This window comes from Geoanaerobacter pelophilus (genome assembly GCF_018476885.1).
GTDB classification, from domain to species: Bacteria; Desulfobacterota; Desulfuromonadia; order Geobacterales; family DSM-12255; genus Geoanaerobacter; species Geoanaerobacter pelophilus.
In genome coordinates this window covers 187,265-212,224 of the sequence record NZ_JAHCVJ010000001.1, presented here as the reverse complement: position 1 = coordinate 212,224, position 24,960 = coordinate 187,265, and the positions used below count along the sequence as shown (strand labels likewise).

The following is a 24,960-nucleotide window of genomic DNA, read 5'->3' as shown; positions in this document are numbered from 1 at the left end:
AACCGGAGCTGTTTTGACTAAAACCGATTCACAGCCGAAAACCTATTCAAGGAGCCTTACCAGGAGGTTTATCCTGAGGCTCCTCATTATTCTCCTGCTGGGGCAGTGCCTGGCCTTGGGCTGGTCGCTCTATACCAACGAGCAGATCCAGAAGAACGACATCAGGGAAAAGATCTCCCTGAGCGGGAAACAGTTGGCTTCCCTGGCGGTCGTCTCGCGCACCTCCTTTGATTTTACCTATCTCGGCCAGCTGATTGACGAGCTGATCAAGGATGAGGATATCCTGCGTATCACCTATGTCGACAAGGGCTTGACCATTATCGACCGCAAAGGGGGGAAGTCTGCCGCCAATGTCATGAAACTTGAGATCCCGGTAATGGATGCGGCGGAAAAAGTCGGGGCAATCGCCTTCGAGTATACCGATTACCGGGTCGTTAAAAACGTCTTCAAGCAGGCCGCGACCTCCATTGCCTTTATGGCGCTGCTGTTCGTGGTGCTGGCTCTGTTCATCTACTATTTCTTCAACAGGGACATCGGCTCAAAGGTGATTGCCATAAGCGGCACCATCGAGCAGATGACCCAGGGCGATCTGACCTGCCGCTCCAGCGAAGTGAGCGATGATGAATTCGGCGCCATTTCCGGCGGTCTGGATTTCCTTGTCAAGTGGCTGGCATCGACCATCGATCGCTACAAGTCGATCTCGATCAGCGTTGCCGATGCCACCGAACTGCTCAACAAGACCTTCAAAGACCTGATCAACGGCGTGAACCGGCAGCAGCTCTCCACGGAAAACGCCATGGTATCGGTGCAGAATGCCATCGATTCCTTGGAAAAAGTCATTGAATCGACCGATAACCTCCTGGAGCTGTCGGATGAGAGCACCCAGGCCTTGAACGGCATTCTGACAACCTCCCAGGGGATTGCCAACAAGATGGAGCGTCTCAGCAGAAATATCCACAGCTCCTATGATTCGGTGCTGACCATAACCCGGACCTCCCAGGACGTGGCGTCGTCCGCAGGCCGGGCCAACAGCTCCATGGCGTTTGCCGATCAGGCAGTCTCCAATATCAACACCTCGGTGACCAAGATCAGCGGCTTTGTCCGGGAGACCACCGAGCTGTCGAAACAGACTAACGCCATCATCGCCGAGCGTGGCATCAAGTCGGTCCAGGATGCCTATGACAGCATGCAGCGGATCGAGCAGTATGTGGCCTCGCTGACCTCGACCATGACCAATCTAGGCACCCGTTCCAAGGACATTGCCAAGGTACTCGATGTCATCAAAGAGGTCACGGAGCAGACCAAGCTGCTGTCGCTCAATGCCCAGATCCTCTCGGGTCAGGCCGGCGAGCATGGCAAACCTTTTGCCGTGGTTGCGTCCGAGATGAAATCCCTGTCGGACAAGACTGCGATTTCCACTAAAGAGATCGAAGCGATCGTTTCGATGATTCAGGGCGAGATCTCCGTGGCCGTCAAATCCACGCAAGAGACCACCAAGATGGTTGTCGACGGCAAGGCGGTTGCGGCCCGGGCCGGAGATGCACTCCAGTCCATCCAGGAATCGTCCGGCCGCTCTTCGGAAATGGTTACCAGCCTGGAAAAAGTCGCTTCTGAGCAGAACCAGAGCCTGGAGCAGATTATTGCCGCCTTTGGCGAGATCCGCAAACTGATCAGCGACGTGAACCACGCCACCAAGGAAGAGGAGCAGGGGATGACTGCGCTGCTCGAAGGGTTCGGCGCCATCAGGAACGCCATGGATGTGACCAGGAGCGCTTCCGAGGAGCAGACCCGCTCCATTCAGATGATCACCGAGAACCTCTCCCTAGCCAATGACAAGACCAGGGCCATCTCGGCATCGGCCAACGAGCAGAGCCAGGTCAGTCATGAGCTGATCAAGTCAATGAAGCGGATCATTCAGATCGGCGCGGAGACTGTCCACGGGGTCCGGGACGTCTCGGCCCGCATCGTTGCCATGAGCAGCGAAGTCGAGGCGCTCAAGCGCGAGATCAAAAGTTTCAAGACCGACAGCTCTGCATAGATTCCCGTCAATCCTCCCTTCATCGCCATATTTGGCAAAGACATTGCACAATTCCCTCAGACGCTGCAGTTATAACGGCTTGAGCGGCTGCACTATGGGCCTGCTCCGTGCTGTATGCCCGTCCATGAAGCGGTTGCGGCTGATCCAGCCGTGGCTGGTTGCCATGTCGGGATTTTGACTGGCAGGTGGCGGGAAGTCGTATATTTGAAGGGGGAACCGATGCGTATCACTTTATTATTACTCTCGGTCATGTTCTTAATCACGGGTTGCGCATCACAGCTCCCGATACCGGCAAACCATCCGATATCCTCCCAGAAAAAGGCCAGGGCCGCCCATCACTGGGATGTGCTGGCCGATGATATCTCCCTGCAGACGCAGATTGCCGCTTATGGCAAGGAGAGCGTCATCAAGGACAAGCCGGTCTATGTCCGGGAACCTCGGGAGGCCACGCCGTTCAACAAGGCGTTCCGCAATTTCCTGATAACCAGGTTGGTCAACCGCGGCATCGCCGTCAATGACCACCCGGTGAGCGGCACCATCGAGATCAATTACGATACCCAGCTGGTCAGGCATTCCAGCAACCGCTACACCCATATTCCCGGCAGCGTCACGGCTCTTACTTCCGGGCTGTGGGTCATACACGGCATGGTCGAGTCCGGCGTTGACGCCCTGCCTGGGGCGCTCGGCGTTTCAGCCCTCGTTGACTGGGGGCTTGGCCATTATGCCGGCAATGCCACCCACACCGAGCTGATCGTCACCACCTCGATTGTCACCGACAACCAGTACCGGCTCAGGAAAAGCTCGATTTACTACATTGAGGAAGAGGATTCGGATCTCTTTGTCGAGGCGTTGGAGCGGCCTTTAAAGCGGATGGAGGTAGTCGGTCGATGAAATGCGAACCCGGAAAAAGTCCATCTGCTGCGTTACGCTCACCTTTCGTCGCTGCGACGTACCGTCCCGGTTCGACTCACTCAAGATTCGCAAGCCTTGCATTTGGAGCTTTTTGCGGATTCGCTCGGCTGACGGTATTGCTGGTGCTAGTGCTCACGACCCTTCCGGGCTGTGCCTATCTCCGCGGGTGCCAGTCTGAGAGCTGCTGCTCCGACGAAGGTGATTGCCTGATGTCAGCCAGTTATCAGGCCGTGGACCAGATGCTGGCCGAGATTCCGGCGTCACGCCGTCTCCCCAAGGAACGGGCAGTGCTGGTGGCAACCCTGGTCGATATCGACACCCTGTCTGGTTCTCGCTTGGGCAGGACCCTGTCCGAGCATCTTTCGACCCGGCTCACCAAGAACGGCTACAAGGTGGTCGAGATGAAGCTGCGCGACTCTATCTTTGTCAAGCAGTCCGAGGGTGAGCTGATGCTGTCGCGCGAGGTCCGGGAGATCGGGCGCAATCACGAGGCCCAGGCCCTGCTGGTCGGCACCTACTCTGAGTCCCGCGGCAGGGTCTATGTCACCATCAGGCTGGTGGGCGCTGCCGACGGCACCGTTATCTCGGCCCACGATTACCTGTTGCCCATCGACGCCAATGTTCGGGCATTGTTGTGGGGCAATGGCAAGTAGTTCAAGAAACCGAGCAGAGCTGCTGACTTATTGTGAAATGTGGCTACCTTTCAAGGAGGGATTACGTGACTAAGAGATCTATGTTGGCAGTGGCCTTGATGGCTTCGGTGCTGGCCGTTGGAAGCGCGTCGGCGGCAGACCAGACCTATGTTGCCGCAAGAGGCGGCATCTTTCTTCCCAACGGCCGGGACGGGGGTGATTTCAAGGGGTTCAAGTATTTCGACACCGGTTACAGCTTTGATGTAGCTGCCGGCTACCGTCCGGTGCCGTACGCGGCAGTTGAGGTCGGCACCGGCCTTTACACCGCTTCCGGCAAGATCACTCAGCCGGGGTTCAGTATCGATCGGACCGCCTATGGCGTCCCGATCACCCTGACCGCCAAGGGGATCATCGAGTTCGACAAGCTGATCCTCTCCGGTGGCGGCGGCATCGGCCTCTACCAGGGGTTCATCGACAACAAGATCTCTTTCCCGAGTACCCCGGTTGATGAATCCAACCATGGAACGGCGGTCGGCTATCAGGCGGTGTTTGACGCCGATTTCAAGCTCAACGAAAAATGGGCGGTTGGCGCCAACTTCAAATGGTTTTCGGCGCGGCCCGAGATCGAGCTGACCACAGTGTCTCAGGATGGCAGCCGCCTGGTACGCAACTCAAAGGATAAATGGGAGATTGGCGGGACCACAGTCAACATCGGGGTCAAGTATTCATTCTGATTGACCTGCTAAAGGAACCATGCTCAAGGGGGCTTGCAAGCGCAAGCCCCCTTTTTTATTGCCTTGACTAGCTTAGAAAGCTGCGTTCACGCTCCAGTCAACGGTTGCTGTTGTCTGCGAATCCTTGGCGGCAAACGGGATCAGGGCGTTTTCGATGTTGTTCTGGTAGATATGTTTCACAATGATACTTGTAGGAGAGGGGTCAAAGCCCGGATTGGTCTTGATCCGGATGGTGGCCAGGTTAACGTTGGGGCTCAGGCCGGTGACAGCATTGGAAATCACCACGTTGAGCGCCTTTTTCACGGCAACGGTATCGTCAACCAGCTGGGCATCCCAGATGGTGGTTGTGCTGTCGGCCAGGACCGTTATCACGCTGCTGTTGGGTACGCCGCCGACGTTGTCCACGGTCAGGTTGTTATCGAGCAGCAGGGCGAACTGGACGACATTGGCAATGGTATCGGCTGTCAGGGTGTTCTGGGTGGCCTTGACGGTAACGATGGTCGTATAAAAGCCGATCTGCGGAAACAGTGGAATCGATTGGGCCATCGCGTAATTGTAGCCGGTGTTGTTGTTCGGATTGCTATCGAGAAATGCCGCAACTGCATTGAGCAGGGCGGTGATGTTGGCGCCGGAGATCCGGTTCGGCGGCACAGAGAGATTGGCGCTGTAGGTATTCAGGAGCGCGGCCACCTGGGCCGGAGTCGGCGCCAGGGTGGAGATCCCTGTCAGCACCATGGTATAGCGCTTCTGGGCTGTGGTTGCCCCAAACAGGGCGACTGCGCTCGGCGCTACCGGCTGGGTGGCCTGGATATCAAAGGTGAAGATATCGGAAACCAGGGTGTTGGCCGCCTCTACCGTTGCCTGCGACAATGCCGGCGGGGAAAGGGTGCTCCTGGAGTAGGCATTGAGCACTGCCAGTTCGGTGAGCGGTGTTATGGCCACATTCAAAGTGCCGCTGGGGCCGCCCAGGTAGAGCACTGCCCGCAGCGGCGCAGTATCGCTGATCGTTCGCTGGGTATTGGTTGATTCGTCGATGTAGGTGCCGGAGGCCTCAAGCAGCACGATGCCGCTGGTCCCTTCCATGTTCAGGGTATAGCTGCCGCTGGTGCTCAACGGCGCGGATTTGTACAGCGTTCCCTTGGTGGCCCCGGAAACGAAATACGACTTGACCACGCCGCTGGTAAAACCGCCTTTGGCCACGGTGCCGCTGATGATGGTGCTGGTGGGGGTGTTGGAGACGCCGGTGGCGCTGCCGCCTCCGCCGCAGCCGTTCAGGGCCGTAACCAATCCAACCGCCAGCAGCAAACGTACAATCCTTGTTGTTATAAACGTAGTCATTATCTGATTCCTCACCAGTTGTGCTTTCCTATGCTTTTTCCGAGAATAACCATTACGTCGCGCCCTTCAATGATCCCGTCCGGATCCGGGCCTTGGCTGCCAAGGGGCGCCACGTCTCCGTGACGCAGCGCCGCGGCGGAGACCGTGGTGCGCCCGACTGCCACGCGCAGCGCCAGCAGGGCATCGGCAATATCCACCCGGCCGTCCATGTTGATATCGCCATCCGGATCGGTGCTGAATGTCCAGATGCGCCCGGCAGCCAGCGCATTGCCGGCAGTGTCGCGGACGCCGACTGTAACGGTGACCGTGTAATCGCTTGCGTACGATAGATTGGCCGACGGTTCGAAGGTCGCCACCGTATTGGCCGTATTCAGTGAAATTCTACCGGCTATTGCTGTACTGCCGTTTACCAGCGAGAAGGTCGGGTCGGAAACGGTCGCCGGGTTCACAGGCTTGTCAAAGGTCACGGTGATTGCCGGATTAGAGATGCTGACCCTGGTTGCGCCGTTGACCGGGGTCACTGCGGTGATGATCGGTGCCACCAGGTCGATGAACCAAGTGTATGACTGTGGAGCAGCCTCTTGGTTGCCGGCAAGATCGGTGGCCTGCACCGCAAAGGTATGGAAGCCGGTGGCCTGGCCACTATAGCTCTTCGGGCTGGTGCAGGGTGTTGCGACACCGTCCAGGGTGCAGCTGAAGGTGGAGGTATGATCGGCAGAGAAGGAAAAGGCTGGCGCTGCCGAATTTGACGGGTTTACCGGTCTGCTGGAGATAGTGGTGATCGGCGCGACATTATCGAGGGTTACGGTCGCCAAGCCTTGAATACCCTGCTGGTTGCCGGCATTGTCGGTGGCGAGGGAGCGGATGGTGTAGCTGCCGTCAGGCAGGACACCGCTGCTGTAGGTCCAGGTCTTGCTGATGGTGTTGAACAGGGCTGGCCCTGTCGAGACGGTTTGGTTGCTGCTGTTGGTGATGGTGACGGCTATCCCGGCAACCCCGGAAAGGTTGTCATCGGCAGTGCCGGTGGCGTTGATAGTGGTTCCCTTGAGGTAGGGGTTGGCTGGCTGATCGACTGCCGAGGTCGGCGCAGTGACATCTACGGTGACTGAGCGGCTGTTGCTGCTGTCGCTTGCGGAAATGTTAGCGACGCTGTCGAGCGTTCTCGCCAGGATGGTGTAGCTGCCGTCACCGTTATTCGGTGGAGTCCAGTTGTAGCTCCAGCTGGTGGTGCCGACGGCATCAACCCAGGTCGGCGAGCCGGGCGGGGTTGCCGACGGGTACACCGCTACCTGGACCTTTTGCAGTGGCAGGCCACCGCCTGCGGCAGCGGCGCTTCCGGATATCACCTTGACGCTTGAGCTGCCGATGATGGCGTTGTCGGCCGGGTAGGTGATGGCAACAGTCGGCAGCGGGTTGGCAACAACTACGTTGGCGCTGGCTGCGGTCTGCTGGGTATTGCCGGCATTATCGACGGCCCGTGCTTGCATGGTGTAGGAACCGTTGATCGGCAGGGTCCAGAGATAGCTCCAGGTGGACCATGGGAGCGCCGGCCCTACCGCGGTGTCAGTGGCCGGAAACCAGGTGGTGCCGTTGAATGATACCTCTACCCGGCTGACACCGGAAGCGACCACCGACACCGGATCGCTGGCAGTGCCGGTAAAGGTGTGGCTGCTGCCGCTGATTTGGGCCGGAGGGGCGTCAATGTTCGAGGTCGGCTTGGTCACATCGATGCGCCAGGTGTAGCTGACTGGGGCCAGTTCCTGATTGCCGGCCGGGTCGGTGGCCTGGACTGTGAAGGTATGGTCGCCTTCGGTCAGGGTCGAGCGGTCGTAAGGCGAGGTGCATGGTGCCGGGCCGACGCCGTCGAAGGTGCAAATGTAGGTGCAGCCCGCTTCGTTGGCGGCAAAGACGAAATGAGCATCGCTGGAATTGATGTTTAACGCGGGCTTGGCGGAAATGGCGGTAATCGGCGGGGTAGTGTCCACGGTCCAGGTGTACGAAGCCGGTGTGGCATCGACATTGCCGGGTAGCGGCAGGGCGCCGTCGGCAGCGCGGACCGAGAAGGTATGGGCACCGTCGGTCAGGCCGTTATAGGTTTTGGGGGTGGTACAGGCAGCATAGGCGCCGCTGTCCAGCTTGCACTCAAAAAGAGCCCCGCCCAGGGGGGCGCCGTACTTGGTGGCCGAAAAGGCGAAGGTGGCGCTGTTTTGATTGGATAGTACCGCCGGTGACGAAGCAATCGCGGTATCCGGCGCGGTATTGGTCAGGGTAACGGTAACGCTGGCAAGGGCGGTCTGGACATAATCCTTGTTATCGGTGCCCCGGGCCAGAATGGTGTAGCTGCCGTCTCCGGTCACCGGCGGTGTAGTCCAGACATATTCCCAGGTTGCCAGGGTCGGCTTGGGTGATGCGGCCAGCCAGGTGGTGCCGCCATTCAGGGATACCTCGACCCTCTTCAGGCCGGTAGCGCTATTGTCCTGGGCGGTGCCGGTAATGGTGAACGGGTTCCTGATGGTTGCCCCGTTTGCCGGCGCGGTAAACGCCGCCACCGGCGGCACGCCGCCGGCCCAGCTGATCACCAGGTCCTTGGTGGTCGGGATCTCGGTGTCGTTGGATGAGAACTGCAAGGTTGCAGAATTGACCGTCGGGATGCCGGGGGTGAACTTGAACAGCAGGGTGCAGGAGCCGCCGGGAATTATGGTCGGCGTGGTGCTGTTGCAGGGGGAACTGCCGCCGACGGATATGCCGTTGCCGGCAGGGGTGAAGGTGGTAGCGTCGGCTGCGGTCAGGTTTGCGGTGATGCCAGAGACGGTCAGATCCAGGGTGCCGCTGTTGCCTACCGTTATCTCCTGGCTTGATGGCGGGCCGACGGTATTGGCGTTGCCGAAGCTGTGCGGAGTGGCCGGGGCAATGGTGATGGTCGGGCTGGTAATGAGCGAGGAAACGCCTCCTGTGGCGGTTCCGGCGTAGATGCGGGTCGGGGTGGCCGAGTCGATTGCCAACGACCGGACCACCAGGCTGTTGAGGCTGTTGTTGATGGCGCTCCAGTTGGCCCCCTGGTTGGTGGAGAGGAATACGCCGTTGCCGTTGGTGCCGGTGCAGAGGTAGTTGGGATTTGCCGGGTTTGTTGCCAGGGCAATGGTGTCCAGAGAGCCGATGCCGTTGTTGATTGCGGTCCACTGCGTTCCTCCCGGAACCGCAATTGAGTGGACCCCGGCTGCTGTTGCCGCGTACAGTGTCGAAGCGGTCAAGGAGAGCGCGGTTATCCGGTTGCTGTTCAGGCCGTTGTTGCTGGCAGCGACCAGGCTCCAGGCGCCGCCGCCGTTGCTGCTTTTGAAGACCCCGCCACCATCGGTGCCGGCATAGAGGGTGGTATTGGCCGCATCGATAAGCAGGGAGGTCACGTTCTGGTCGGGCAGTGCCGTGGTTGCTGCCCAATTGGCCCCATTGTTCACGCTTTTAAACACCCCGCCGCCGTAACTGCCGCTATAGATAGTGGCTGCCGGGGTAACGGAGCTGTCGATGGCGATAGCGCGGATATCACCGGTTGTTGGTTGCACGGTGGCCGCGGTCCAGGAGGTTCCGCCGTTGATGCTCCGGTAAATGCCGTTTGTTGTACCGGCATAGACACGGGCAGAGGCATTCTTGTCAATGGCGACGGCCTGGATGAAGCTGTTGGCCAGGCCGCTGTTGCTTGCCGACCAGGTTGCCGCCTGGTCAGGGGTGATATAAATCCCGCCGCCGCTGGTGCCAGCAAAGATTTTTGACTGGTTGTCCGGGCTGATGACGGTTGCTTTCACCTCAACAGCGGTAATGCCGGAGTTGATGGCATTCCAGGTGGCGCCGCTGTCGGTGGAGAGGTAGACCCCACCACCGGTTCCGGCGTAGATGCTGGCGGCTGAGGCCATTGCCAGCGAAGTTGTAAAGGCGTTGTCCGGTGCGGTAGTGGCCGGAGGATCCCATTGCCCCCCGCCATTAAGGGAAATGTAGATCCCGGCGGAGGTGGCGGCAAAAAGGGTGCTGGCATTGGTATGGTCGATGGTCAGGGACAGTATCGCCGCCCCGGCCGGGAGTCCGGTATTCACGGTAGCCCAGGTGGTGCCGGCATTGCTGCTTTTGAACACGCCACCGCTGGCAGTGCCGGCATAGATGGTATTGTCGGGAAGCGAGACGAACTCGGGTGAGATCGCTAACGCCGTCACCTGCAGGTCGGTCAGGTTGGTGTTAACTGCGGTCCAGGTGGCGCCGTCATCGCTGGTCTTGAACACGCCACCGCCGGCGGTGCCGGCAAAGGCGATGGTGTCACTGGCAAAGCCTGGCGACATGGCAACACTGGTTACATGCAGGTTGGTCAGGCCGCTGTTCACCTGGTTCCAGCCACCGCCGCCGTTGACGCTGCGGTAGACCCCGCCGGCGCTGGTGCCGGCGTAGATGGTGCCGGCCTTGATGGTAATGGCATTGACTGTGTCGCTGGCAAGTCCGGTGGCTGCCCAGGAAGTGCCACCGTTTGCGGTCTTGAATACGCCGTTCCCAGCGGTGCCGGCGTAGAGCGTGGAGCTGGAGAGCGGGTCAACGGCGAGCGCCGTGACGATCTTGTTGGTCAGCCCGGAGTTGACAGCGCTCCAGGTGCCGGAACCGGCAACAGTCTTGTAAACGCCGCTGCCGTTGGCGCCGGCGTAGATCGTCGGAGTTGCCGTCGGTGCGATTGCCAGCGATCTGATGTATGCGCCGGGCGGTCCAGAGCTGCTCCAGATGTTAGCTGCGGCGTTAGCTGATTGGATACCCTGAAAAGTTGGCGAAAACAGGAGCAGGGCGAGTATGATACGCTTCAAACTGTTGCTGTATAAGGCATTGCGCATAATGATGACAATAAACCCTTGCCTGATGGGAATTTAGGAATAAAGCCCCTTGGGCTCAGGGTAAATCAGCAATTTCCATGCCCTCTGCGTTGAACAGCATTTTAAACTGCCCGCGTCAGTCAAGCGGCGATGAATAAGGTTTTAGAGGCTGAGAGGCTGTTCGAGGAGCGGGTGATTTGGTGTTGTGGCTCGGCGGGAAGTCAATTAGTTGACAGAGAGGTGCCAATAAAGCTGAAAACGGCAGTTGCGCTGGCCGCAACTGCCGCAAACTGATCAAAGCTGCTGTTTGAGCTCCGCAATAAGCCCCCCTAGCATGTCATACCCCTTCTGCCAGAAACCGGGGTCATTGATGTCGATCCCGGCCAGGGCAGCGGTATCAGCTGGCGAGCGGGAGCCGCCACTTCTGAGCACGCTATCGAACGCCGGGACAAAGGAAGGGCCGGTTTCCTGGTAACGGGCGTAGAGAGAAAGGACCAGCAATTCGGCAAAGGTGTAGGCATAGCAGTAAAAGCGGGTATGGATGAAGTGGGAGATGTAGCTCCAGCCCCAGCGGTACGCTTCGATCATTTCCACGCTATCGCCGAACAGCTTAGCGTTCTCCTCCCACCAGATCGTGCAGAGTCGGTCAGAGGAGAGCAGCCCGTCTTTGCGCTCCAGGTGCAGCCGCTGTTCGAAGCGGGTCAGGACCACTTGGCGGAAGGTGGTGGCAATAATGTCCTCGATGGTGGCGCAGAGCAGCGAGATCTTTACCTCCCGGTCCGTCTCTTGGGCCAGCATCCGGCTGGTCAGCAGCATCTCGCCGAATACCGATGCGGTTTCGGCCAGCGGCAGCGGCGCATGGTAGTTGACCATGGTCTGCTCCTGCGAGCGGAGGTAATGCAGCCCATGGCCGGATTCGTGGGCCAAGGTAGCCACGTCCCGCAGGTTACCGGTGAAGTTGAGCAGCAGATATGGCGGCAGTTTGGGAGTTAATCCCATGCAGAAGGCGCCGCCTGATTTGCCCTGCCTTGGCTCGACATCGATGCGGCGCTCTGTGAAAAAACCTTCTATCAGCGGCGCATAATCCGGGTTGAAGCTGCTATAGGAATCGAGCACCAGCTGTTTTGCCTGGTCGAAACTGTAGGTCTTGTGGCACTCGCCAACCGGGGCATAGACGTCGGTGTTTTTCAGCCGCTTCATCCCCAGGAGCTTGGCCTTGATCCGGAAATACTCCTGGGCCAGCGGGAAGTTGGCCTCGGTCACGCTCATCAGGTGCTCTACCGCTTCCATGGAGAGTTCGTTACCCAGGTTGGTCGGCTGCATCGGGTCGCTGTAACTGCGGAGCTGCATCTCCTGGCTGTGATCCAGCGCCACGGTGTTGAACACGGTGGAGAGCACGATTCCCTGCTCGGCATGGCCATTAAGGAACACGGTCAGCGCCCGCTCCCGGACCGCTGCCTCGGGATGGTGGAGCAGCGAGATCAGTTCTTCGCCGGTAAAGTCGCGCTCTTCGCCGTCCAGCTCCATCCGGTAGCTGAGAGAGGCGGTCAGTTCGTCGAACAGCTTGGCAAAGGCCTGGATGCCGGTCAGGTTCTTCTGGGTAAGGAGCTGTTCTTCCTTTTCCGGCAGGGCATGCGGCTGGAAGCGACGGATGGCGCCGAGGTGGTGGCGATAGTTTGCCAGCCGCTCGTCAGCGGCGAGCGGGGCGAAATCCGCTTCCGGTATGGCCATCAGCTCCAGATCGAAAAACATGACCTCGCAGGAGAGGCTGTTGCCGAACTCCATGCCTCGCTGCATCAGCGCTTTGTTGCTGTCGGCCTCACTGTCGGAAGCGAACAGGAGATGTCCGTACAATTGCGGCAGCACAGCGGTCTCCTGGAGCTGCTCATAGCTTGTCAATGCTTCCAGCAGCCCGGCCGCATCGAGTGTTGCCACTTTGCCCTGGTAGCGCTCGCGAAAAGCTTGGGCTTCAGTGGTGGCTTTGCGGAAGTCGCGGTCGAGTTGCGGTGAATCAGGAGATGAATAGAGTCGAGTGGTGTCCCAGCGCAACATGTCGGTCATTTTTATGGTCTCCTGTGGAATGGGTCGTACCAAGGTTAGACGAGTAATCTTCATGCGTCAAGGCCAGGCTTGCAACTCGGCAATAATCTACTGTGTTGCTTTTACGTGAATATTTGTTAATTTTTGTAGTGCGGCACCACTACTGGGAATAAGCTAAATGAGACAGACAATCCTGCTGATAGTAATCATGGCGATCACCTCCCAGTTTCTGGCGGCCTTTCTCGCCATCCGGCTGATAAGGGTGAGCGGGGCTTATGCCGCCTGGATCTTCCTGGCTACCGGTTTTGTGGTGCAGGGGGTCAGGAGGGCCGTTACCCTTAAGCAACTACTCAGCGGCCAGCAGCAAGGAGACCTGACGTTGGAGGTTCTCGGCCTGCTGATTTCGCTGCTGATGCTTTGCGGCGTATGGAAGTTCGGTCCTTTGTTTGCCAGCATCCGGAGAGCGCACACGGAACTGCTGGATCGGCAGCAAGAACTGGCCGGACTCAACAGGGATCTTGAGGATGAGGTTGCCGAGCGGCTGATGCTTGAGGAGTCGATGCGCTCGATCAACGAAGAACTTGATCAACGGGTGGCGCTGCGGACCAGTGAGCTGAACCGGCTAAACAATGAGCTTGAATCGTTCTGCTATTCCATATCGCATGAGCTGCGGGCGCCGCTTGCCAGGCTTCAGGGGTACAGCAGCCTGTTGACGGAAACTGCGGAAACCGCAGACCGCGAGCAGCTCAGACATGTTGCCTCTCGGATCGGCATTGCCAGCGCGCGGCTGCGCAACGTTATCGACAGCCTGTTGCTGATGACCCGACTCAGCAGGGCCGAGGTCAAGACTGAGCCGGTCAAGCTGTCCGAACTGGCGGCGGAGATCATGGAGGAGCAGCTTGCCGCGCAGCCCGGGAGGATTGTCGATGTTCGCATCGTTCCCGGTCTCACAGTGCAGGGTGACCGGCGCATGCTCACCATCTGTCTGCGCAACCTGCTCGGCAACGCCCTCAAGTACAGCTCGCGGGTTGCCCGGGCCGAAATCGAATTCGGCATCCTGGATTCATCAGACCAGCCTGTTTTTTTTATCAGGGACAACGGCGCCGGGTTCAATATGGCTTATGCCGACAAGCTCTTTGAGCCTTTTTGCCGGCTGCATTCCGAGGAAGAGTTCGAGGGGAGCGGCATGGGGCTGCCGATCGTGCAGCGCATCGTCGAGCGCCATGGCGGCAAGATCTGGGCCGAAGCAGCCGAGGGGAAAGGGGCCATCTTCTATTTTACGCTGGGATGAAGGAGGAAGGGCTGCGCCCCGGTTTGGTGAACAGGGGCGCAGCCGGATCAGGCAGTTCTATCTGACGTGGTCTTCCGGGTAGGCGCCGATGGAATGGACCGTCAGGTCCGAACCCCGGTATTCATCCTCCTCATGGAGCCGGATACCGACGGTCTTCTTGAGGAGCGCATAGGTGATGAAGCCGGTTACCAGGGCGAAGACGATGGCGGAAAGCGTGCCGAGCAGCTGGGATATCAAGCTTACTCCCCCTGCGCCACCGAGCTGTGGCTGACCGAAAATCCCGGCCGCGATGCCGCCCCAACTGCCGATGATGCCGTGCAGCGGCCAGACACCTAACACATCGTCGATCTTCAGTTTTTCCTGCTCGATGGTAAAGCCGTAGACAAAGATAAAAGCAGCGATCAGGCCTACGGCGAACGATGCCAGCGGGTGCATGATGTCGCTGCCAGCGCAGACCGCAATCAATCCGGCCAGGGCGCCGTTGTGGACGAAACCGGGGTCGTTTTTGCCAGCCCAGATCGCTCCCAACACCCCGCCGACCATGGCGAGCAGCGAATTGACCGCCACCAGACCGGATACCTTCTCCAGATTGCCGGCACTCATCACGTTGAAACCGAACCACCCCACCGCTAGGATCCAGGAGCCGAGTGCCAGAAACGGAATGTTGCTGATCGGGATCGGATGCGACTTGCCGCGCATGTAACGACCCATACGCGGGCCGAGCAGCAGCACTGCCGGCAGTGCCAGCCAACCGCCGATGGAATGGACCACCACTGAACCGGCATAATCATGGAACTCTGCGCCGCCGATGCTCTTGAACAGCCCCTGCAGTGCCGAATTGTTCTGGCCCCAGATCAGTGATTCAAAGAGCGGGTAGGCCAGCCCGGCAAAGATTCCCCCGGCAAACACCTGCGGCCAGAACTTGGCCCGCTCGGCAATGCCGCCGGAGATGATAGCCGGGATGCAGGCCGCGAAGCAGAGGAGAAAGAAGTAATGGACCAGGTCGTAACCCTGGTTGCCGCCGAGGATAGCCGGCACCGGCTTCAAGAACGAGATGCCGTAAGCGATGGGAAAACCGACAACAAAATAGGCGACTGTCGAAACCGACCAGTCGGTGAGGATCTTGACAAAGGCATTGACCTGGTTTTTCTTCCGGACCGTGCCCACTTCAAGAAAGGCGAAACCGGCGTGCATGGCAAAGACCATGACTGCGCCGAGCATGAGAAAGAGAACGTCGGCACTATGCTTGATTGCTGTAGTCGCTGACACTGCGTCCATATTCCTACCCCCGTTGGCAGATATGACGCCACATCTTCGTGGCGCCGTCAACCTCTCAGCAACCTCTTTGCCAAAGTTGTAACAGGTTGTAATTATTGGAAATTAAATTCTATTTAAAGCCCGAATTGTATAATTAACCGCCGCGCTGCCTAAAAAATAGGCTAAAAGTCTGCCACCGCCTTTTCCGGTGGAATTCCTGTTGCCTCTCTGCTAGAGTGCGCTGGTAAGTCAATATCTCCAGACGGGTCGTTAGCGGACCCCTCTGAAATGAAAGGATGCACTGAGCATGCAAAAGGCAAAACAGGGGGATAAGGTTAAGGTTCACTATACCGGCAGGCTGGATGATGGCGAGGTTTTTGATTCTTCGGAATGTCACGATGATGACTGCGGCTGCGAAACCGGGCCTCTGGAGTTTACCATAGGCGAAGGGAATGTTATTCCGGGGTTTGAGGCCGCTGTGGTCGGGATGTCCCTTGGTGAGAGCAAGGAAGTCAAGATTCCGATGGACGAGGCGTATGGCCCGTATCAGGACGAGCTTGTCGGTGTTGTCGAGCGGAGCAGGTTACCCGAGGGGATGGTTCCGGAAATCGGCGGCCAGTTGGAAGTTACCGGCCAGGATGGCGAGGTCTTCCCGGTTTTGATCAAGGAAGTGACTGAAACAGACGTGACTCTCGACGCCAACCACCCGCTGGCAGGGCGTGATCTGACCTTTGATATCAAGCTGATAGAAATCAATTAATTGAACATTTATATCTGTTTTCGGAGGTGATTTCATGGGTGAAGCTGTAATCGGCGTCATTGGCGGCAGCGGCCTCTACGAGATGGAGGGGTTGGAGAAGGTTGAGCGGATCAGGATCGACACCCCGTTCGGCGAGCCGTCCGACGAGTATATAACCGGAGTGCTCAACGGCGTGAAGATGGTGTTTCTGCCGCGCCACGGCAGGGGCCACCGGCTGCTCCCGTCTGAGGTTAACTACCGGGCCAATATCTATGGGATGAAAAAGCTGGGGGTGGAGCAGATCATCTCTGTCTCTGCAGTCGGCAGTCTCAAGGAGGCGATCGAGCCCGGCCATATCGTCATTCCGGACCAGTTTATCGACCGCACCAAGGGGATCAGGAAAGACACTTTTTTCGGTGACGGCATCGTGGCGCATACCGGGTTTGCCGACCCGGTCTGCCACACTCTTTCCGAAACCCTCTATAAGGCGGCACAACAGGCAGGGGCAACGGTACACAAGGGTGGGGCCTATATCTGCATGGAGGGGCCGGCCTTCTCGACCCGGGCCGAATCGTTCATGTACCTGGGGCTCGGCGCTGCCGTGATCGGTATGACCAACCTTACCGAGGCCAAGCTGGCCCGCGAGGCAGAGATCTGTTACGGAATCATCGCCCTGTCCACCGATTACGACTGCTGGCACGATTCGCACGACGATGTGACGGTGGAGGCGATCATCAAGATCATCCATCAGAACGTGGCCATGGCCAAGAATATTATTCGCAACGCCGTGGGTCAGGTGACTATGGAGCGGAGCTGCCCGTGCGCTACTGCCATGCAGTATGCCGTGATCACCGACCGGAAGGTCATTCCGGAAAGCACCAAGCAGAAGCTTGCGCCAATAGTTGGGAAATATTTATAGATACAGGAGAACTGATTCATGGGGATTGTTGTTGTCGGCACCGTTGCCTTTGATACCGTGGAAACCCCGTTCGGCAGGGGTGAGAATGTGTTGGGTGGCTCTGCCACCTATTTTTCTACGTCCGCCAGTTTTTTCACCGATGTTTCCCTGGTTGCGGTCGTTGGGGAGGATTTCCCCGACGAGCATGTGCAGTTTCTCAAGTCTCGCGAGATCAATACCGATGGCCTGCAGCGGATTCCGGGCAAGACTTTCCACTGGAGCGGCAAATACGGTTATGACCTGAACGAGGCCCAGACTCTCGATACCCAGCTGAACGTGCTGATGGAGTTCAAGCCGGAGCTGCCGGAGACGTACCGCGATGCCGACTACCTGTTTCTGGCCAATATCGACCCGGACCTGCAGATGGAGGTTCTTGAGCAGGTGAGAAAACCGAAGGTGGTTGCCTGCGACACCATGAATTTCTGGATCTCCTCAAAGCCGGAGGCTTTGAAAAAGGTGCTGCAGAAGGTCGATATCGTGGTGATCAACGAGGGCGAAGCGCGGCAGTTTACCGGTGAGGCCAACCTGGTAAAGGCGGCGCGGCAGATCATCGCCCTCGGTTGCAAGCGGCTGGTGGTGAAGCGGGGCGAGTACGGGGTGCTGATGTTCACCCCTGATTCGGTATTTGCCGCTCCGGCCTATCCGCTGGAAGAGGTCTTTGATCCAACCGGCGCCGGTGATACTTTTGCCGGGGGATTCATGGGGTATCTGGCCAGTACCGGCAACATGACGGAAGAGGGGATTCGCCAGGCGATCGTCTTTGGTTCGGTCATGGCGTCGTTCAATGTCGAGGATTTCAGCCTGGACCGGATGAAACGTCTTGATTACCGCGAGATTGAGGCCCGCTATCGGAGTTTCAAGTCACTGACCCATTTCCAGGACCTTCCCGAAGGTTTGTAAGCGCATCTTGACCGGTGGCCGTTTGACAAACTCCCCGTTGTCTGGTAATTTTTGCCGGTAACGGGTTGTCAAGCGGCTTGTACCGGCTCTTGGGAGCGATGTCTGCAGATGGAGGATGTGTGCGTACTGTCTTGCTGTTTCTGCTTATTGCCATGTGCTGTTCAGCCTGCTCTCTGAGTGAGGCGAACCGGAAGAAGGCGGCCTATCATTTTCAGATGGGTGAGTCGTATCTTCGCGAGCAGAACATTACCTCGGCCCTGGTGGAGTTTACCGAGGCCGAGAAATACATCCCCGACGATCCCGAGCTGCTTAATTTCCTGGGACTGGTCTACTTTCGCAAGGGTAAGTATGAGATAGCCGAGCAGAAGTATCTCAAGGCGATCGAGCTAAAACCGACATTTTCCGAAGCGCGCAATTACCTGGCGGTCAATTACATGGAAATGCAGCGCTGGGACGACGCCGTTCTGCAGCTGAAAGCGGTTACCGATGACCTCTTTTATCAGGGGCAGGACTCTGCCGGGATCAATCTCGGTCTGGCCTATCTCGGTAAAGGGGATACGGAAAAGGCGCTTCAGGTGATGAAGGGTTCGGTAGCGGCCTATCCCCGGAACCCTCAGGCGAGAGTGACGCTGGGACGGGTGTATTTTGCGCTCAACAAGCTTGATCTTGCCATCGAGGAGTTCCGGCGGGCGGTCGAGCTTGCCAGAGAGTACGTCAATGCCCATTATTACCTGGGTCTTACCCTGATGAAAGCCAAGGAAAACAGCGCGGCAATCAACGAATTCAAAGAGGTAGTGCGTTTGGCTCCGGACAATGAGCTGGGCCGGCAAGCGCGTGAATATCTCGATCTGCTCAGGTGAGGTAAGAAGTGCCCGAAGCGACCAGGCAAACTGCAGACAGTTCAGGTCTTGGGCAATGGCTTTCCCAGGGCCGGGAGGCTAAAGGGGTTTCCCTTGAGACGGCGGCCGAAGTTACCAGGATCAGCAAGGGTTATATCGATGCCCTGGAGAGGGAGGATTTCAGCAGGCTTCCCGCTCCGGCATACTGCAAGGGTTTTCTGAGGCTTTATGCCGGATATCTCGGACTTTCTGCCGATGCGGCTGTTGCCCGTTATGATGCTATGGTTTCGGGTAGCGCGGTTGCCGACAAACAGGCAGTTGACGAACCTCCACCCCGCGAATCGACAAAGAACAACCGCAGGTGGCTGATGCCGTTGGTCCTGCTTTCCGTGGTGCTTCTGGTATCGATCTTTGTCGATACCAACCAGCGGCCACCGGTGAATCGCCCGGCTCCACAGCCGGATAAGGCGCAAGCAGTTCGTGCCGTCCCTGTGCAGCCCCAGCTTTCCAGTTCTGGGGCTACTGCCGCACCTTCGCCGATGGTCCCTGCTCCTCAGCCAGAGTCTCCCGTAACTGCGGCACCTGTTGTTCCGGGCGGAGAGCCGCCGCAGGAGGGCTTGATCCTGAAGCTGAAAGTGAACCAGGACAGCTGGCTCAACGTGGATATTGACGGTCGTTTTTCCAAACAGTATGAGCTAAAGGCCGGAGATCTGATTGAATGGAAGGCCGATAGCCTGATCACGCTCGATATCGGTAACTCCGGCGGTGTTGAGGGCGAGTTGAACGGCAAGTCGCTTCCCCCTTTCGGGGCGTCGGGCAAAAAGACGCATGTGGTGCTAAGGCCCGAAGGCGCGTCGATTCAGTAGATGCCGATCCACTGAGACTCTGTAGCCACAATCTGTCAATTGGTTGCGCGCTGCCGGCAATGCTGGAGACCGATGAAAACCACGGATAGATTACTATCGGATGAAACCAACCTGCTGCGGAGGAAGTAACTGACCCGGCTTGACACTCGCAAGACCCGTGCTAGACTTGAAAAACTATGATTCAGTATAGCAGGGAGCATATTGTGTCGAAACTTTCAAAACGTATCCTTGTCGTGGATGATGAAGAGAATGCGCGTTATGGTCTCTCAAAACTACTCTCAAACGAAGGTTTTACCGTAGACAGCGTTTCCAACGGTTTCGAGGCCCTCAATTTCCTGCGGCAACAGGAGGTGAACCTGATCGTAACCGACATCAACATGCCGGAGATGAACGGCATAACCTTCCTCAAGGAGCTGAACAAGAACTTTCCCAACAGCAATGTCATAATGATCACCGCCTATGGCGGGGTTGAGTCATACATCGAGGCCATGAACCTGGGGGCCTTTGAGTACATCAACAAGCCGGTAAAGATTGAGGAACTAAAATCAATCCTTAAAAAAATCTTTAAGGAGACCAGCCACTGATTGGCGGTACGGAGTCGATATGAAAAACATTGATAAAATACTGCTGGCAATCGATTTTTCCGACAGTTCGCAACATGCCTGCGAATATGCGTTGACGCTGGCATCGCAATTCAACTCGAAACTGCTCATTCTTCATGTTATTAATGAACCGGTTGATTTGCGCGGTTTCTATGTCCCGCATATCTCCTTTGATCGCCTGGAACAGGAGATTGAAGAAGGCGCCAGGAAGATGATGGACCAGTTTGTCCCCAAGGCCATGGGGTCTTTTACCAATTTCGAGACCTGCATCGTTTCTGGTATTCCGTACGATGAGATCCTTAAGAAAGCTGATGATGAGAATACGAGCATGATTATCTTGGGCACCCACGGTCGCACCGGTATCGATCATCTGCTCTTTGGCAGCACTGCCGAGCGGGTGGTTCGTACTGCAAAGTGCCCGGTGCTTACGGTTCGCATGAGTTGAAGAAGCATACTGCAAATATCTGAAAGGCTTAGGGGCAGCTGATGCTGCCCCTTTCTTCGTTTCGGCCGTCCATGAAGACCAAAGTTTCTCCAAAAAATCAAAACATCCTGATCATCGATGACGAGAAGGTCATCCTTGACCTGACTTCGATCATCCTGAGGAACCGTGGTTATACGGTTTTTACTGCAGGTGATGCTGCCGACGGCTTCGATATCATCGAGAACAGCCATCCGGAACTGGTGCTGCTCGATTACATGATGCCGGGGATTGACGGCCTTACTGCCCTCAAGATCATCAGGGAGCGGTATCCCGACACCTATGTCATCATGTTCACCGGCAAGGGGAGTGAGGAGATCGCCGTTGAGCTGATGAAGGCAGGCGCTTACGACTATATCCTCAAGCCGTTCAACAATCAGGACCTGGCCGACCGGATCGAGCATGTTCTCCGCATCCGCGAGGTGGAGATCAGCAACAAGGCGCTGATGAAGGAACGGGAGCGGCTGCTGGGAGAGATCGAACTCTGGAACCGGCAGCTGGAGATCAGGGTCCAGGAGAAGACCGAGGCGCTGCAAAAGGTGCAGGCGGAAAACGTCCAGGCCGAGAAGCTCGCTTCCCTCGGCTATCTCTCGGCCGGGGTTGCCCATGAGATCAGGAATCCCCTAAATTCAATCACGCTGTTTGTTCAGCTGATCAAAACCGGGGTCGATGATCCGGAGCTGTGCGGATATATCGACAAGATCCTCAAGGAGGTTGACCGGATCGACACCATTGTCCGGAAACTGCTCGACGCCTCGAAACGTCCGCGTTTCGAGCTGAAGGAGGTCATGATCGACCAGTTGATCGATCAGACTCTGGAGGCTTTTCGCCCCCAGATCGACCAGAACCGGATCGTGGTCGAGCGCGATTTTCGCAATATTCCGCCGGCAATACAGGCAGATCCTACGGAGCTTGAGCAGATCTTCATCAACCTCTTTCTCAATTCCATTCACGAAATGCCAAAGGATGGCCGGCTGAAGATCCAGCTCGAACACGATGGCAAAGAGATCGTGATCAGGGTCAGCGATACCGGCGGCGGCATCCCCAAGGAAAACCTTGCCAATATCTTTGATCCGTTCTTTACTACCAAAAACAAGGGGAGCGGTCTGGGGCTGTCGGTGGTGCTCAGGATCGTCAAGACCTATGGTGGCAAGATCGGCGTAGAGAAAAGCGACAAAACCGGAACCACATTTTGCATTGTACTTCCTCTCCAGGCGGCAGCATGAGATCGGAGGTTTTAGCCATGAGTGATTGGCCCCGCGCAAAAGTGCTTTTGATCGATGACGACCCGATATTTCTCCGTAACCTCGGCTACAGTTTCGAGGATATGGGGTTTGAGGTGGTAACCGCTTCTGACGGAGTCCAGGGGTTGAAGGCCTATCTCGATCATCGCCCCGCTGTGGTCATTACCGACCTGATCATGCCTCGCATGGGCGGAGTCAGCACCTGCATGGAGATCGCCCGGCGCGGCCTTGATCCCCAGCCGATCATTATTCTCATGACCTCGATGTTTCATGGTGCTCCCCACGAACACGACATCCCGGAAATGGGCGCCAAGGTCCACATCCCGAAATCCACCCCGCCACTCGATGTGGTCATCATCGTGGAACAGCTTCTGGAGCGGTCCCACTCTTCTGATTCCCGATCCTGACCTCGATGCCGTGCCTGCTTCGTAATCTCCTAGTCCCGCTCGGAACTGATGAATCCCGGATAACATCGCTTATTGCCACGCGTCTCGGCATATCCTCCGGGGAAATCCTCGACTGGGGACTGCTGCGGAAAGGGATTGATGCGCGCCGCAAGGGGCGAATCACATTTGTGTTGACCGTGCGCTTGACCGTTGCCGATGAAGAGGCGCTACTCCGTCGTCATGCCGCTGACAGCGATTTCTCCATTATCCCGGAGGATGCCGCGCCGGAGTTTCGGCAGATTTCGTCAAGCGAGCGGATTGTGATCGTCGGTACCGGCCCGGCGGGGCTGTTTGCCGCCCTCCGTCTGGCTGATCACGGCCTTAGCGCAACGCTGCTCGAACGGGGCAAGCCGGTTAGCGAGCGGTTGCAGGATGTCCAGGCGTTTTGGGGCAAGGGGCAGCTTGATCCGGAGAGCAATGTCCAGTTCGGAGAGGGGGGGGCCGGCACCTTTTCCGACGGCAAGCTGACCACCCGGGTTCGCGACGCCAATATCGATTATGTGCTGCAACGGCTGGTGGCGTTTGGTGCGCCCTCAGAGATCAAGTACCTGGCAAAGCCGCATATCGGCACTGACCGGCTGCGGAGCGTGGTCAGCAATGTCAGGGGCTTCCTGGAGAGTGCCGGGTGTCTGGTGCGCTTCGGGGCATGCATGACCGACCTGGTTATTTCCGGCGGGCAGCTGCGCAGCGTAGTTATTAATGGCAGCGATGAGCTCTCCTGCGACGCCCTCGTTCTTGCTCCGGGTAACAGCGCTCGCGATACCTACCAGATGCTTGAGCGGCAGGGGGTGCTGCTGGAGGCCAAACCGTTTGCCGTGGGGTTACGCGTGGAGCATCCGCAAGAGCTGATCAACAGGATCCAGTACGGACTCCCTTCCCACCCGCAACTGCCGCCGGCAGACTATGCCCTTGCCTTTAACGACCCAGCTACCGGGCGGTCTGCCTATTCTTTCTGCATGTGTCCCGGGGGGGTGGTGGTTGCCGGGGCCTCCGAGACCGGCGGTGTGGTGACCAACGGCATGAGCAATCATCTGCGCAATTCCCCTTGGGCCAACAGCGCCCTGGTGGTAACGGTCAACAAGGGGGACTTCCCCGGAGAATCGCCTCTTAGCGGGATGCTGTTTCAGCGGGAGCTTGAACGGAAGGCCTTTGCCGTCGGTGGTGGTTATCTGGCGCCGGCCCAGAACCTCATGGCCTTTATAGGGAAGGCTTCCGGAGGTTCTGCCCGCAGCAGTTACCGCCCCGGAGTAGTCGAAGCCGATCTTGCAGCCATGCTTCCCGGCTATGTGACCGATACCCTGAAAAATGGCATCCATAGCTTTGAACGGAGGATGCGCGGTTTCATGACCTCTGATGCAACCCTGGTCGGGGTGGAGACCCGCACCTCGGCGCCGGTGAGGATTGTCAGGGGGCCGGATCAGCAGTCAGTGGCACTCAAAGGTCTTTATCCTGCCGGGGAAGGGGCTGGTTACGCCGGCGGCATCATGAGTGCCGCCCTGGACGGAATCCGGGTGGCGGATGCGATTATCGCGCGGCTTGCAATCTGATTACAAAGTTTGAGTTTGCACCGGAGCTGTGATATTAAACCTGTGAAAATCGACAGGTTGTATCGTGCCTAAAAGGAGTTCGAGTGAGCAAGCTTTTTGTTTCCGCCATAAAGGACCGTGATCCGGTCGATTCGGTGTTCCTGGTCAAGGACAAGATCGCTGCGATGGCTAAGAACGGCAAACCGTACATGACCCTGCGGCTTATGGACAAGAGCGGAGAGGTCGAAGCCAGGGTCTGGGACAATGTGGATCAGCTCGGCGCCATGTTCGACAAGGACGATTTTATTGCCGTTCGCGGCAAGGCAACGGTCTATCTCGGCAAGATGCAGCTGGTTGTCGCCGAATTGAAACGGGTTCCGGAAAACGCGGTCGAACTTGCCGATTTCCTCCCCACGACAGCCCGGGACATTGCCGAGATGGAAGCGGAGCTTGCGGCAGTGGTGGCAACGCTCGCTGATCGTTACCTGAGCCAGCTGATGAAGGCGTTTCTGGCTGACAGCGATTTCATGTCCGGATACCGGGTTGCTCCGGCAGCCAAAGGGATGCACCATGTCTATCTCGGCGGCCTCCTCGAACATTCCCTGGCTGTTGCCAAGCTGGTTGACACCATTACCCCGCTGTACGCTCCGCTCAACCGCGATCTGCTGATTGTCGGCGCTTTGCTGCACGACATCGGCAAAGTCAGGGAGATGGTCTATCTCCGCTCGTTTGATTATACCGATGAAGGGAAGCTGATCGGCCATATCACCATCGGTGTGGAGATGATCCAGGAAAAGATCATCGCCATTCCGGGGTTCCCGCCTGAGACGGCGATCCTCCTCAAGCATATGATGCTTTCGCATCATGGCCAGTATGAATATGGCTCGCCGAAGCGCCCCAAGACCATTGAGGCGACGATCCTCAATTATCTCGACGATCTTGACGCCAAGATCAATGGCATCAGGACTCACATCGGCAAGGAGCCGGAGAGCCAGTCACGGTGGAGTTCCTACCACAAGCTGTATGACCGGTATTTTTACAAGGATTCGCCCGATAATGGCCAGGAAGCCCTGGCTGTTGCTCCAGAACCTGAGCCGGAGCCGGTCCGGAATACGCCGCCGGCTGTTGATCGAGAAAAGAAAGGGTTTCACAATAATCCTTTCACCAAATTGAATAACGAAAATCTGGATCTTTTTTGATGGCCGCTGCCTGCGGATGGTAATATGAAAAATACTGCTCTATGGCTGTGCTTGCTGATTGCCGCACTGTTGTCAATATC

Annotated in this window: 20 protein-coding genes; 16 read left to right on the top strand and 4 right to left on the bottom strand. The window is 57.5% G+C overall.

What is annotated here, in order from left to right:
- Nucleotides 1-13: 13 nt before the first annotated feature.
- From KI809_RS00965 to KI809_RS00950, 4 genes are all read left to right on the top strand, one after another.
- A complete protein-coding gene (locus KI809_RS00965) occupies nt 14-2,038 on the top strand; it encodes a methyl-accepting chemotaxis protein (RefSeq protein WP_214169652.1) in 2,025 nt (674 codons plus the stop codon).
- A gap of 219 nt (nt 2,039-2,257) precedes the next feature.
- Nucleotides 2,258-2,929, top strand: coding sequence for a hypothetical protein (locus tag KI809_RS00960; protein WP_214169651.1), 672 nt, complete (start codon nt 2,258-2,260; stop codon nt 2,927-2,929).
- Nucleotides 2,926-3,603, top strand: a complete 678-nt coding sequence (locus KI809_RS00955) for a FlgO family outer membrane protein (RefSeq protein ID WP_214169650.1) — start codon at nt 2,926-2,928, stop codon at nt 3,601-3,603. Before KI809_RS00960 ends, KI809_RS00955 begins: the two co-directional genes overlap by 4 nt.
- A 65-nt stretch (nt 3,604-3,668) precedes the next feature.
- Complete coding sequence (locus KI809_RS00950) at nt 3,669-4,316, top strand: outer membrane beta-barrel protein (protein WP_214169649.1); 648 nt, start codon at nt 3,669-3,671, stop codon at nt 4,314-4,316.
- 72 nt (nt 4,317-4,388) lie between these two features.
- Here KI809_RS00950 and KI809_RS00945 read toward each other — a convergent pair whose 3' ends face one another.
- The 3 genes from KI809_RS00945 to KI809_RS00935 all read right to left on the bottom strand — a co-directional run bounded on the left by KI809_RS00945 (nt 4,389) and on the right by KI809_RS00935 (nt 12,553).
- A complete protein-coding gene (locus KI809_RS00945; protein ID WP_214169648.1) occupies nt 4,389-5,654 on the bottom strand; it encodes a hypothetical protein in 1,266 nt (421 codons plus the stop codon).
- 11 nt (nt 5,655-5,665) lie between these two features.
- Nucleotides 5,666-10,486 (bottom strand): Ig-like domain-containing protein, encoded by a 4,821-nt coding sequence (locus KI809_RS00940; protein ID WP_214169647.1) that lies wholly within the window; start codon nt 10,484-10,486, stop codon nt 5,666-5,668.
- 300 nt (nt 10,487-10,786) lie between these two features.
- Entirely contained in the window at nt 10,787-12,553 is a 1,767-nt protein-coding gene (locus KI809_RS00935; RefSeq protein WP_214169646.1) for a M3 family oligoendopeptidase, read from the bottom strand.
- A 157-nt stretch (nt 12,554-12,710) separates the two neighbouring features.
- On the opposite strand from KI809_RS00935, the gene KI809_RS00930 reads away from it, so the two are divergent.
- On the top strand, nt 12,711-13,823 hold the full coding sequence (locus tag KI809_RS00930; RefSeq protein ID WP_214169645.1) for a sensor histidine kinase: 1,113 nt from the start codon (nt 12,711-12,713) through the stop codon (nt 13,821-13,823).
- Nucleotides 13,824-13,880: 57 nt separating this feature from the next.
- Here the strand turns inward: KI809_RS00930 and KI809_RS00925 are convergent, their stop codons facing one another.
- The gene (locus tag KI809_RS00925; protein ID WP_214169644.1) at nt 13,881-15,101 is read right to left on the bottom strand and encodes an ammonium transporter; all 1,221 of its coding nucleotides are present in this window, start codon (nt 15,099-15,101) and stop codon (nt 13,881-13,883) included.
- A 286-nt stretch (nt 15,102-15,387) separates the two neighbouring features.
- Here KI809_RS00925 and KI809_RS00920 point away from each other — a divergent pair, with 286 nt between their 5' ends.
- The 11 genes from KI809_RS00920 to KI809_RS00870 all read left to right on the top strand — a co-directional run bounded on the left by KI809_RS00920 (nt 15,388) and on the right by KI809_RS00870 (nt 24,880).
- Nucleotides 15,388-15,840, top strand: a complete 453-nt coding sequence (locus tag KI809_RS00920; RefSeq protein WP_214169643.1) for an FKBP-type peptidyl-prolyl cis-trans isomerase — start codon at nt 15,388-15,390, stop codon at nt 15,838-15,840.
- Nucleotides 15,841-15,874: 34 nt separating this feature from the next.
- The gene (gene mtnP, locus KI809_RS00915; protein WP_214169642.1) at nt 15,875-16,738 is read left to right on the top strand and encodes an S-methyl-5'-thioadenosine phosphorylase; all 864 of its coding nucleotides are present in this window, start codon (nt 15,875-15,877) and stop codon (nt 16,736-16,738) included.
- An 18-nt stretch (nt 16,739-16,756) separates the two neighbouring features.
- A complete protein-coding gene (locus tag KI809_RS00910) occupies nt 16,757-17,677 on the top strand; it encodes a PfkB family carbohydrate kinase (RefSeq protein ID WP_214169641.1) in 921 nt (306 codons plus the stop codon).
- Between the two features lie 119 nt (nt 17,678-17,796).
- On the top strand, nt 17,797-18,537 hold the full coding sequence (locus tag KI809_RS00905) for a tetratricopeptide repeat protein (protein WP_337833266.1): 741 nt from the start codon (nt 17,797-17,799) through the stop codon (nt 18,535-18,537).
- Between the two features lie 8 nt (nt 18,538-18,545).
- Entirely contained in the window at nt 18,546-19,382 is an 837-nt protein-coding gene (locus KI809_RS20830) for a helix-turn-helix domain-containing protein (protein ID WP_214169639.1), read from the top strand.
- 203 nt (nt 19,383-19,585) lie between these two features.
- A complete protein-coding gene (locus tag KI809_RS00895; RefSeq protein WP_337833265.1) occupies nt 19,586-19,966 on the top strand; it encodes a response regulator in 381 nt (126 codons plus the stop codon).
- Nucleotides 19,967-19,985: 19 nt separating this feature from the next.
- Nucleotides 19,986-20,429, top strand: a complete 444-nt coding sequence (locus KI809_RS00890; RefSeq protein WP_214169637.1) for a universal stress protein — start codon at nt 19,986-19,988, stop codon at nt 20,427-20,429.
- A gap of 71 nt (nt 20,430-20,500) precedes the next feature.
- The gene (locus KI809_RS00885; RefSeq protein ID WP_214170461.1) at nt 20,501-21,691 is read left to right on the top strand and encodes a hybrid sensor histidine kinase/response regulator; all 1,191 of its coding nucleotides are present in this window, start codon (nt 20,501-20,503) and stop codon (nt 21,689-21,691) included.
- Between the two features lie 17 nt (nt 21,692-21,708).
- Nucleotides 21,709-22,116 (top strand): response regulator, encoded by a 408-nt coding sequence (locus KI809_RS00880; RefSeq protein WP_214169636.1) that lies wholly within the window; start codon nt 21,709-21,711, stop codon nt 22,114-22,116.
- A 5-nt stretch (nt 22,117-22,121) separates the two neighbouring features.
- Nucleotides 22,122-23,702: an NAD(P)/FAD-dependent oxidoreductase gene (locus KI809_RS00875; protein WP_214169635.1), complete on the top strand. Its 1,581-nt coding sequence runs from the start codon at nt 22,122-22,124 to the stop codon at nt 23,700-23,702.
- A gap of 83 nt (nt 23,703-23,785) precedes the next feature.
- The gene (locus KI809_RS00870; RefSeq protein WP_214169634.1) at nt 23,786-24,880 is read left to right on the top strand and encodes a 3'-5' exoribonuclease YhaM family protein; all 1,095 of its coding nucleotides are present in this window, start codon (nt 23,786-23,788) and stop codon (nt 24,878-24,880) included.
- The last annotated feature ends 80 nt before the right edge of the window (nt 24,881-24,960 follow it).

Coding starts and splice junctions, on each gene's coding strand:
- KI809_RS00910 (WP_214169641.1), top strand. CDS start 16,757: ATGGGGATTGTTGTTGTCGGCACCGTTGCCTTTGATACCGTGGAAACC.
- KI809_RS00890 (WP_214169637.1), top strand. CDS start 19,986: ATGAAAAACATTGATAAAATACTGCTGGCAATCGATTTTTCCGACAGT.
- KI809_RS00930 (WP_214169645.1), top strand. CDS start 12,711: ATGAGACAGACAATCCTGCTGATAGTAATCATGGCGATCACCTCCCAG.
- KI809_RS00935 (WP_214169646.1), bottom strand. CDS start 12,553: ATGACCGACATGTTGCGCTGGGACACCACTCGACTCTATTCATCTCCT.
- KI809_RS00880 (WP_214169636.1), top strand. CDS start 21,709: ATGAGTGATTGGCCCCGCGCAAAAGTGCTTTTGATCGATGACGACCCG.
- KI809_RS00875 (WP_214169635.1), top strand. CDS start 22,122: ATGCCGTGCCTGCTTCGTAATCTCCTAGTCCCGCTCGGAACTGATGAA.
- KI809_RS00920 (WP_214169643.1), top strand. CDS start 15,388: ATGCAAAAGGCAAAACAGGGGGATAAGGTTAAGGTTCACTATACCGGC.
- KI809_RS00960 (WP_214169651.1), top strand. CDS start 2,258: ATGCGTATCACTTTATTATTACTCTCGGTCATGTTCTTAATCACGGGT.
- mtnP (WP_214169642.1), top strand. CDS start 15,875: ATGGGTGAAGCTGTAATCGGCGTCATTGGCGGCAGCGGCCTCTACGAG.
- KI809_RS00945 (WP_214169648.1), bottom strand. CDS start 5,654: ATGACTACGTTTATAACAACAAGGATTGTACGTTTGCTGCTGGCGGTT.
- KI809_RS00955 (WP_214169650.1), top strand. CDS start 2,926: ATGAAATGCGAACCCGGAAAAAGTCCATCTGCTGCGTTACGCTCACCT.
- KI809_RS00885 (WP_214170461.1), top strand. CDS start 20,501: ATGAAGACCAAAGTTTCTCCAAAAAATCAAAACATCCTGATCATCGAT.
- KI809_RS00925 (WP_214169644.1), bottom strand. CDS start 15,101: ATGGACGCAGTGTCAGCGACTACAGCAATCAAGCATAGTGCCGACGTT.